This window comes from Symbiopectobacterium sp., assembly GCF_051710365.1.
Classification (GTDB): domain Bacteria; phylum Pseudomonadota; class Gammaproteobacteria; order Enterobacterales; family Enterobacteriaceae; genus Symbiopectobacterium.
On record NZ_JBPETA010000013.1, the window covers coordinates 1 to 9,603 of the forward strand.

Below are 9,603 nucleotides of genomic sequence, written 5' to 3' on the forward strand. Positions count from 1 at the left end.
GTTACGGATGGTAACGTGGGGAGTACTCATGCTGATTGGTCTGCAAAAAGCAGTAATAAATTCAGAACTTCAGAATACCGTCAAGTCCCGAAAAAAGAAAAATCAGGTGCGGAATGACGGGTTCACCTGTGCCAGCGCCGTGCCGTATTCCGACATTTTGCGTTGACACCCCTTCTGCACCTGCCGGTAGAACACCATAAACAGCAACAGCGGCACCAGGGCAACCAGCGTCATACGCCAGTCAACCCACAGCAGATAGCCGTAGACAAACAGCAACGTAGCGCTCGCATTGGTGATATTAAGACAAGCGTGTGCCACCAGATGATGAATCGCCGTGACATCATCCTGAAGCCCTTGTTTGATCCGCCCGCTGCTCTGGGCGGTAAACCAGCAGAGCGGTGCCTGAGACAGACGTTGCGCTAATTGACGGCGTAACGACAAGGCCAAATGATTATCGGCCAGATGGGTAACCAGTTCCGCCAGACCGCGCAGGGCCAAACCGGAAGCCAGGCAGACGCAGGCCAGCATAATTACGCGCCAGGCCTCCTGATGCCGTGTCAGCGACGCCCCCATCAGCACCTTAATCAATTCACATAAACCAATACCAAGCCCGCCGAAAACATTTGCAGCAGAGCGGCAAGCGCAATCCAGCCCCGAATAGGCGCTAGCAATGACGTCGGTTTGATGCTCTCAAGCGAATCAGTAGGTGACGCTCGTCAACGAACGGCCCCACTCACCGCTTAACGTGCCCTTGAACCAGCTCAGATAGCGCTCCATTACCGGTTTATCCAGCCCGTATTGATGACGCCAGTAGGCCAGCGACGACGGGGTTGCACGCTCGGCCAGCGCCCTGTTCACCGCGTCACCGGGTGCGGTTGCCACCGCATAAAACGTCAGTACGCTCACCAGCCACAGCGAAAACAGCGTGGTCAACACCCGCAGCAGGCAGAATCGCTTCAGATTAACGACCATTTGCCCGCGAGCCTTTTATCCAGTCAGCATCGCCAAACAGCGGTACACCCTGACTTAATTCCACGCCCTGCAAGTCAGCAACCGCCGCTGACAATTGATCCCGGTACCCCCACACCAGATAGGGCCCGTCATGCATGACTTGCCTTTGCAATTGTTGCAAACGACGGTTCTGGCGTGGCGCGCAGGCGGGCCACTCGCTCTGCCATAGTGGAGGGATACCACCCCCCGTAGTTATACGGATTATTGTCGCCGAACAGCACGGGTAGCGCGGCGACAAAGGGGCGATTGAGCGCAAACATCGCCATTAACGGTGCTTGATTGAGTCGCCGAATATCACTGAGATAGTCTGCCGGGTTAAGCCGCACCAGCGTCAACGTAACGCCAATCTCCGCCAGTTGCTGGCGTAGCAGCTCGGCGGCGTTGTTAAGCCCCGGGGTCAAATCGGCCGTCACCAGCGTCAATGTGGTAATGCCTTTTTGCACAAATACCTGACGAGCCACCTCGACATCGTGTTTTATCGGCCACGCCAACGTATTCCCGCCGGGCAAACCTTGACCAAACAGATCGTTACACGGATAGCCATACCCTTCCAGCACCACATCCACTAACTGTTGGCGATTCACCAGTGCCTTCAGTGCCTGACGCACTTCAACATCGTTAAAGGGCGGAATACGCGTGTTCATGGAAAAATAGAAAGCGTTGGCACCGACGATACCGCTGCGCAGCACGCGATATTTGGGCTGTCCGTTCAACATGCGCGCACTGCTCACGGGGATATCAAACGCATAATCGGCGTCACCGCTTAGCAACGCATTGACACGCGCAGCCGCATCGGCCAAGGGACGAATGACGATGCGCTCAAAGTAAACGGCAGGCTGCCAGGCATACGGATTACGCGTGAGTTCGGCACCGTTGACACAGTCAAAGAGACTCACTTGCCAGGGGCCGCTGCACACCGGGAAATCGCCGGTCTGCGGACCGGCTTTCCATACCATGCTGGCCGCCGCCAGCACCGCGGGTACCAGATCGGCGCGTGGATGTCGCAGTTGTAACTTCAGCGTCAATGCATCCGTTACGGCACTCTGCGTAAAATCAACATACTGAAAGAAACTGCCAAAACCGATGGACTGCGACAACTGCTGTAGGCTGGTTAACACGTTGGTTGCCGATAAGCGACTGCCGTCAGAAAAATAGACATCGGAGCGCAAGCGTATCGTCCAGCGCGTGGCATCCTCATTCGGTTCAATGGCCGTAGCCAACTGGTACTCCAGCCGCCCATTGCGCCACCGAACCAGCACATCACACACGTTTCCCATCACCGCCCAGGGAAAGTAGGTTTGTGCCTGACCATACTCCAGCGTCTCATTTTGACTGCCGAGCATGACCACCCGTAGCGTTTTGTCATCGCGCGTGGTATCAGCGACGTCGCTATGTATCCAAAAGAACCCAACGGCTGCAACCAGCAGAGCAAGAAGTACAACAACCCGCAGTATTATTCTCTGTTTTCTCATCCGAATCCTGAATCCTGATAATGCCAGCGTGCACCGCGCCGTGCGGCACAACGGCTACATGTGTACCTTCATTCCGGCACCGATCACTCGCCCGTGTCCCACGGTGACCACGTTCACGCCGGGAATATAGCTTATGCCGGTATACTGGGGCCGCTCATTCGTCAGATTTTGCGCAAACAGGTACACATCCAGTGACGGGAACTCTAACCCAGCCCTGAGATTGATCTGGCGATAAGCGGGCAGCGTAAAGTTGTTATTCACATTCGCCTCACGCTGAGCGATAAACTGGTGCTGTGCCAGCGCAAACACCTTGGCGTCAGGGATCCCCAACGCGGCGGCAGAGTCGTAATAGGCCAAGGTCATCGAGGTGGTAAAACGGGGAACCGCAGGAACACGATAGCCATCACGCGCTCCGGTTTTATCAGCCACACTGGTGGACACATTACGCAGTTCTGCATGGGTGAATCCGACGCCGCCGCCAAATCGCCAGTGCTCCGCCACTTGCCATCCTCCGTCCAACTCCGCGCCATAGCTTGAGGTATCGATGGATTGTGGTGTAAAGACCATCGAATTCTTTTCTTTGGCAAACAGGTGCTCGTTTCGCACCTGGTTGTAAAACAGCGCCAGATTCCATTCACCACGCCCACCAGCGACACGGTTCTTGCTTCCGACCTCATAACTCCACGACGAAGACGCCTGATAGGGGTCATCCCGCATGCCGCTGGGGACATTATTGGTGAAGTTGGGGAACCCTCCACTTTTGGCACCGCGCGCCACGCTGGTATACAGCATGGCATCGCGTGTCAGTTGATAGTGTAGCGCGGCACGTCCGGTCACCATGTCATATTGCAATCTTCCTTGCTGATCGAAAGCGGCAACGTTACCGGGGTGACCATTATTTTGAAAATGAGCGTGATACCCTTTGCTGTCGTGGGTGTAACGTAATCCCAGCGTGCCTTTTAATTTTTCGTTTTCCGTCAGCGCGGTGGTCAGTTCGCCAAACAGCGCGTAGCTGTCCGTTTGATAATGGTTGTTGCGCATTCCATTGATCATCGAACTGGCGTTGCTCGGTGCCAACATCGAGGTCGTGGTGTAGTCATTCATCAGGCGATAGTCGTCGTGCAGGTAATTCATGCCGCCGACCCACCCCACCTGGGCCTTATCCAGACTGCTCATCCGCAGTTCCTGATAGAAGCTGCGCTGTTTTTCGTCATAGGTACTCCAGTCAAGTGCCGGTAAAAATGCTGCACTGGGCTGGTTAAACCAGGTTCCATAGGTGAGCGCTTCGGAATTGTTAGTCAGGTTGTCGAAATCATAGCGATTGAAGGCGGTAACCGAGGTCACTTGCAGGGTACGCAGCGTGCGATTGGCGGTCAGCGACAGTGCCCCCGTTTCTCGATGTGCCCAGCCTTTGGGGTCCAGCGCTACAATGGGAAAGTTCGGCGTACCTTGCAGCACGAAATTGGACGGAGTAAGGCGATCGCGCCCATAGCTTAGCGCGAGCACCAGTTGGGTGATGTCATCGGGGGTTGCCAGCAGCGTAGTGCGCATTGCACCGTTCTGCTCCCGCCCCATCCATCCTCCGACCTGATTGCGCACGTCACCGCCCTGATCGGCGTAGGCAGCAGAAAAACTGCCTTTCAGCGTGTCGTCACGCAGCGGGCCAGAAAGCGTCAACTGCCCGAGATTCTGGGAACGTCGATCCAGCGCGCCTTCCGCACGCAGCGTGTGCTGGGCATCATCGCTCGGTTGACGCGTAATGATATTGATGGCTCCAGCCTGGGCATTGCGCCCAAACACGGTGCCCTGCGGCCCGCGCAGCACTTCGATACGTTCAACGTCGAGAAAACGCAAATCAGAGCCAAACAGCGGCTGCGGTACGCCATCAATGTAGGTGACGACCGAGGTGTCATCGTGCCCAAGGGGCTGCGCCAACGTGCCCACGCCTCGCATGGAGAGATGCGTGGAGCGCCCATCGCCCAGCGCGCTCATGCCTATGTTCGGCACTTCACGGATCAGCCGGGCAATATCATCGATACGGCGGTCTTCGAGCGTTTGTTTGTCAAACACGCTCAAACTGAGCGGCACACGCTGAGGATCTTCTTTGATTTTGCGGGCAGTGACCCACACAACGCTGTCATCTTCTTCCGACGCCGTAGGGGGTTGCACAGTATCGACTGGCATTGCTGCCACTGCCCCATACATCATATACCCGGCGCACGCGCACAGTGGGTATATGATTCGCTTGTGACAGGAGTACTTGTTGTTCAGCATGTCCATCCCTCAACGCAGCAAAAAAAAACGAAATGATAATTATTTTCGGTGCGAAGAGTGTAGGGGGGAGGTCCGACGCCACCCCAGCGAACTTAACTATGATAAAAGCCAAAACAGCTGTGACGGGAGCCAGAATCAGGCGTTGAGCGCATCACGGGGGCAACGACCAAACTTGCGACGGTAAGCGGTAGAGAAATTGCTGGGGTGCTGATAGCCAACATAATAGGCGGCCTGTTTCACCGTCCATCCTTCTGATTCCAACCCTTTTCGCGCACGCATCAGCCGCTGCTCGCGCAAGAAAGAAAACACGGATTGCCCCATAACCGCAGTAAATTTGCTTTTGAGCGCACTGATGCTGATCCCGGCTTCACGCGCCAAATCATACAGGCAGTGATTGTTATCCAACTGCGCGAGCAGTTTATCGCGAACTTTTAAAATGCGCACCGTATCCCGACAGGGTGCGGTATAAGGCATCAAGGACGGCGTCTGTTCTACGGCGCGTAGCCCCTGCGCCAACAGATCCAACACGCAGCTATGAATATGCAACCGTCCTGGCACGCAGCTATCGCATAGGGTAAACAGGCTGTCGGCCAACGTCAGGGTGTGATGCGGAACCATAAAACTGTAAATACCTTCATGCTGTAGCAAGCGTTCAATCTGCTGTGCCAATTCGCCATCGACAATACGCCGTGGAGCCGCCTGAATAACCAGACTACGGCTATGATGACCGCTCGGATTGCGGCACCAGAGTCGAAGCGGGCTACAAGTGGCAATCACTTTGGCCACGCCAAGTTCCATTACCAGCATGCGACCATCATCCAGATAATAATTTGGCGTGTCCCCGTCCAGGGTCAACAAGATGGTCAGGCACTGTTTAAGGGTGGCACTGCGATAATCTTCCTCGCGGGTAGTGATGTCGTTAAGGCAAAGATCGATCCCATACGGCAACGTCACGGCCCGCAGCGTGCCCTCTAACGCGACCTCATGGGTCGGGCTTTTTTCTGCCGCGACTATTTCACATTCGTAGTCCCAATGACGAGCCAAATCGCTTAATTGTTTTAGCGATGAGAGGTGTTGTACTGATGACATGTAACCCTTCCTCCAGTCCCTCGATGTTGCATCCTTGTTGCATCCTTACCGCGTTTTTTGCTGGAAGACCAGATAAGGCGCAATACTGTCCAACTTTTCCTGCGTTTCAGTGAATTCACGTATAGGTGATGATTGCGCAATCACCCCAGCCCCGGCCTGTAACCAGCGCTGATGGCTATCCTGAAACGCAGAACGCAGCACCAGTGCCGCTTCGAAATGCGTTTTGCCGTCTAACCAGAGTATGGCACCGGAGTAGAGTTCGCGCGGGGACGATTCAAGTCGGGCAATTGCCGACAGCGCGGCGCGCTTCGGCACGCCCGTGGCGGTTATCGCGGGAAACAGGGCATCAAAAGCGTCCCACGCATCCTTCCCGAAGCCCAATTCACCGCTAACGCGCGATCCAATGTGTTGCACGTTGCCGCGTTGACGTACCGACATCAAATCATTGATAACTACACTCTCCGGCTGGCACAGCCCTTGCATTTCCTCTACCGCCGCTTTGACTGACATTACGTGCTCAACAATCTCTTTGTCGTCGCTTAAGGAATGGTTCAGCAATGCGTTTGACGGGGCGGCATCCTGATGCTTTACGCAGGTGCCCGCCAGCGTGTCGGTACTCACCTTGTCCTGCTCGACGGACATCACCAGCTCAGGACAAAAACCGACGGCTTCCCGCTCTCCTTGTCGCAACAAAAACGTGCGTACCGGCGTGTTGGCCTGGCGTCCACGCAGCAGCGTTGCTGCCATATCCACCGATTGTTTCAGGGGCATGGCTCGCGCCAGGATCACCTTGCTGTAGTGAGCATCGTTAATTTCTTCAATCGCCTGGCATACACGCTGGCAGTAATCGCCCTGATCGCAGGCGAGTTCGGCAACGTGCGCCAGTCGGGCATCCCCTCCTCGACGTTTCGCCACGGCAACGGCACTCAATATCCAATCTGACAACTGCCGACAACGCAGTGCATCCTCCGCTAACACGGTGACGCCGTTATCGCAAAAAATCAGCTCCTCACGCGGAACAATCAGGTTCAACACCGGCCAGCGCCCCGGTTTGTATGCGTGTTCCTGAACACAAAGCGCATAGTGAAACCCCGCTTCGCCATAGATGCGCAGATTTTCACTGCCATGTGCCGCTTGAAAGCGACGGGCATATTCCGCAGGCGATCCCTTGACGCGTGTGGTATTGATGCCGTTATCGGTGATGGTGGTCGCCTGCTCGCCAGCGGCATCGACGGTTAACGATGCTCGTTGCCCTAACGCGAGATACCAGCAGGATTGACGCTCGTAGACATAATGGTCTTCCCCTTTCAACTGGTTGAGCAGTTCCGCGATGACTGGCAGCGTTTGAGCCTCAGGCAAAATCAGATGCCGTCTACTGTGATATCCCATCATGGTTGTTCTTTACCTTTACCTGTTCCCTTACACGACCGAGAATGCGCGCCGTTAGTGCCTGTTTATTGATTTTTCCCATTGGGGTAAGCGGCAATGCTTTTACCACGCTCAGCGCGTCAGGCCATCGGGATGTGGGCACGCCCTGTTGTTCCAAAAAAGCACACAAATCCGCCAACAACAGTGAACGTTTGGCGACTACCACCGCATGCACCGTTTCATCCAAGCCGGCCACAACGGCCACGTCACGCACATCAGGATGCATGCGTAACGCATCCTCGATGTCCCCCACCCCCACGGACTCACTGTGGCGGTTGATGGTTTCCTTGATGCGCCCTTCGACGCAAAGATTGCCATCCGGTAAACGTCGGACCCGATCGCCGCTACGGTAAAACCCCTCAGACGTGAACGACTGCACACCTGAGGGACCAGCGCGGAAATACCCTCGAATCGTATAGGGTCCGCGCACCCATAGCTCACCCGTGTTACCAGGGGAAACGGCAATCCCGGAGGGGTCCACAATGCGAATATCGTCATCCTCACACAACGGTCGCCCTTGCGTGGTAAGGATGGTGTGTGGCGTATCCTCCAGCCTGGTGGCGGTGATCAGCCCTTCTGCCATGCCAAACACTTGTTGTAATTGGCATCCGAAACGATTCAGCATCGCGCCAGCCCGAATGGAATCCAGTTTGGCACCGCCCACCTGAATCAGACGCAGCGACCGCAAATCAGTAAGTTCACTGTCCAGCGCTTCGAGCCAACATTGGCTTAATGACGGTACCAATGCGGTGAGTGTGACACCAAAACGGGCAATTGCTGCGAAAGCATCTTCCGGTGCCGGCGTGGCAGGAACCACCACGCAACCGCCGAGCGACCACACCCCTAACGCGCCGGGACACGCCAGCGAAAAATTGTGCGCCATCGGCAAAGCCGCCAAATAGCGATCACGCTCGCTCAACGCGCACAGTTCAGCACAGCGCTGAAAGTTATAACCATAATCGGCGTGGGTGCGCGGGATCAGTTTTGGTATGCCGGTTGTTCCGCCTGACAGCAACAGCAGCGCAATATTGCTCGCCTCATCTCCGGGCGGCGGTACAGCGATCATCGTCTCCTGGCAATAACAAAAGCGATCCGTTTTGCCACTGAAGAGTGCACGGCACCCGTATTCAGCCAGTTGCGTGATCAACGCATCGTTTTCGCTCTGGCAGAGACGAGCGCTGCCCAAGTAACGTCGAGAGCAAGCCTGCACCGCCACCTGAATTACCGTTTTGGTACACAGTGTCGGCACGACCAATACCGGTACAGCACCAATCAGCAATAAAGCAAACAGGGCAACAGCGAAATCAGCGCCATTTGGCAACTGCACCAACACCGTGTCACCGGGAGAGACCCCATGTTGACTGAGCATGGTGGCAAAACGCCTGCTCTGACCAATCAGTTTCCAATAGGGCCAAGCGTGCCCTTCAGCGATCAAGGCAATGTGTTCGCTGTAGGCCTGTTGCCAACGGATAATATGGGTGGATAGCGTATCCGCTTGCCAGTAGCCCACATCCTGATAGTGTTGGGCGACATCCGGCGGCCAGGCAAGCGGTGGCGGCAATCGACGAGCATCGGTATCGTGCAAACGGGTATCGGTCAGATAAGCATCCTGCGCATCATTATTATGCATAAAGCACCCCGGCCTGAGCGGTGAGACGTTCTGCGCGCAACCCCGCTTCCTGCGCAAGTTCCGCCAGACTAAATGTGTGCCAGACGCTCTGATTACGGATCACCTGTGCCGGGCATGGCCCACCGCGCACCGTCCAGCAGGACGTCAGCAGCATAGTATCGTCTGGCCCCGGTTCGCCTTGCAATGATGCGGTGTAATGCCGTTTACCTACTGTTTCACAAGCGAGCGGAAAGGCGGGCAGCACGATCGGTTTTTCCAGCGGCAGTAGTTCAACAAAAATCGGTGCGCCAGCCGACAGTCGCGGTAACAGTAGCTGCCATAACTGCTGGCGCTTTTCCCGGCACAGATGCCCCAATACGCCATAAGCCACCACTGCGCCCAGTTTTTCCGGCAGGTGCAGTTGATCCACGGGTTCAGCGACCACGGTCACGCGCTGACGCAACTGCGGATCGTTGATAACGCGATGCATCAACACGGCGCGCATGGCCGGCGCCGGCTCCACCGCCAGAATGTCACACTGTGGCACGCTATCGGCAATAGCCGCGACCGTGCGCCCGGTTCCCGCCCCGAGATCCAGGATCGGTTCGCCATTTAATTCGGTGGCCGCAAGACGTTCCCGCAACACGGTATCGCCTTCAGAGTGTGCTCTGGCCACCAGGTCATAATATTCCGCTACGGGTGAGTAGAAATCGTCCATCG

At 55.9% G+C, this 9,603-nt stretch carries 9 protein-coding genes; all 9 read right to left on the bottom strand.

Going from position 1 to position 9,603, the window contains the following annotated elements; translation table 11 throughout:
• Positions 1-102: 102 nt before the first annotated feature.
• Positions 103-573, bottom strand: coding sequence for an ABC transporter transmembrane domain-containing protein (locus ACTBDZ_RS02280; RefSeq protein WP_438814074.1), 471 nt, complete (start codon positions 571-573; stop codon positions 103-105).
• A 126-nt stretch (positions 574-699) separates the two neighbouring features.
• A complete protein-coding gene (locus tag ACTBDZ_RS02285; protein ID WP_438814075.1) occupies positions 700-972 on the bottom strand; it encodes a hypothetical protein in 273 nt (90 codons plus the stop codon).
• Entirely contained in the window at positions 962-1,108 is a 147-nt protein-coding gene (locus tag ACTBDZ_RS02290; RefSeq protein WP_438814076.1) for a hypothetical protein, read from the bottom strand. The genes ACTBDZ_RS02285 and ACTBDZ_RS02290 overlap by 11 nt, the downstream gene beginning before the upstream one ends.
• Complete coding sequence (locus ACTBDZ_RS02295; RefSeq protein WP_438814077.1) at positions 1,101-2,483, bottom strand: ABC transporter substrate-binding protein; 1,383 nt, start codon at positions 2,481-2,483, stop codon at positions 1,101-1,103. Before ACTBDZ_RS02295 ends, ACTBDZ_RS02290 begins: the two co-directional genes overlap by 8 nt.
• A gap of 54 nt (positions 2,484-2,537) precedes the next feature.
• Positions 2,538-4,667, bottom strand: a complete 2,130-nt coding sequence (locus tag ACTBDZ_RS02300; RefSeq protein ID WP_438814078.1) for a TonB-dependent receptor — start codon at positions 4,665-4,667, stop codon at positions 2,538-2,540.
• A gap of 225 nt (positions 4,668-4,892) precedes the next feature.
• Positions 4,893-5,846 (bottom strand): helix-turn-helix transcriptional regulator, encoded by a 954-nt coding sequence (locus ACTBDZ_RS02305; protein WP_438814079.1) that lies wholly within the window; start codon positions 5,844-5,846, stop codon positions 4,893-4,895.
• A 45-nt stretch (positions 5,847-5,891) separates the two neighbouring features.
• Entirely contained in the window at positions 5,892-7,235 is a 1,344-nt protein-coding gene (locus ACTBDZ_RS02310) for a salicylate synthase (RefSeq protein WP_438814088.1), read from the bottom strand.
• Positions 7,219-8,904, bottom strand: a complete 1,686-nt coding sequence (locus tag ACTBDZ_RS02315; protein ID WP_438814080.1) for a (2,3-dihydroxybenzoyl)adenylate synthase — start codon at positions 8,902-8,904, stop codon at positions 7,219-7,221. Before ACTBDZ_RS02315 ends, ACTBDZ_RS02310 begins: the two co-directional genes overlap by 17 nt.
• The gene (locus ACTBDZ_RS02320; protein WP_438814081.1) at positions 8,897-9,601 is read right to left on the bottom strand and encodes a class I SAM-dependent methyltransferase; all 705 of its coding nucleotides are present in this window, start codon (positions 9,599-9,601) and stop codon (positions 8,897-8,899) included. Before ACTBDZ_RS02320 ends, ACTBDZ_RS02315 begins: the two co-directional genes overlap by 8 nt.
• Positions 9,602-9,603: the final 2 nt, after the last annotated feature.

Coding starts and splice junctions, on each gene's coding strand:
- ACTBDZ_RS02280 (WP_438814074.1), bottom strand. CDS start 573: ATGGGGGCGTCGCTGACACGGCATCAGGAGGCCTGGCGCGTAATTATG.
- ACTBDZ_RS02285 (WP_438814075.1), bottom strand. CDS start 972: ATGGTCGTTAATCTGAAGCGATTCTGCCTGCTGCGGGTGTTGACCACG.
- ACTBDZ_RS02290 (WP_438814076.1), bottom strand. CDS start 1,108: ATGCATGACGGGCCCTATCTGGTGTGGGGGTACCGGGATCAATTGTCA.
- ACTBDZ_RS02295 (WP_438814077.1), bottom strand. CDS start 2,483: ATGAGAAAACAGAGAATAATACTGCGGGTTGTTGTACTTCTTGCTCTG.
- ACTBDZ_RS02300 (WP_438814078.1), bottom strand. CDS start 4,667: ATGCCAGTCGATACTGTGCAACCCCCTACGGCGTCGGAAGAAGATGAC.
- ACTBDZ_RS02305 (WP_438814079.1), bottom strand. CDS start 5,846: ATGTCATCAGTACAACACCTCTCATCGCTAAAACAATTAAGCGATTTG.
- ACTBDZ_RS02310 (WP_438814088.1), bottom strand. CDS start 7,235: ATGGGATATCACAGTAGACGGCATCTGATTTTGCCTGAGGCTCAAACG.
- ACTBDZ_RS02315 (WP_438814080.1), bottom strand. CDS start 8,904: ATGCATAATAATGATGCGCAGGATGCTTATCTGACCGATACCCGTTTG.
- ACTBDZ_RS02320 (WP_438814081.1), bottom strand. CDS start 9,601: ATGGACGATTTCTACTCACCCGTAGCGGAATATTATGACCTGGTGGCC.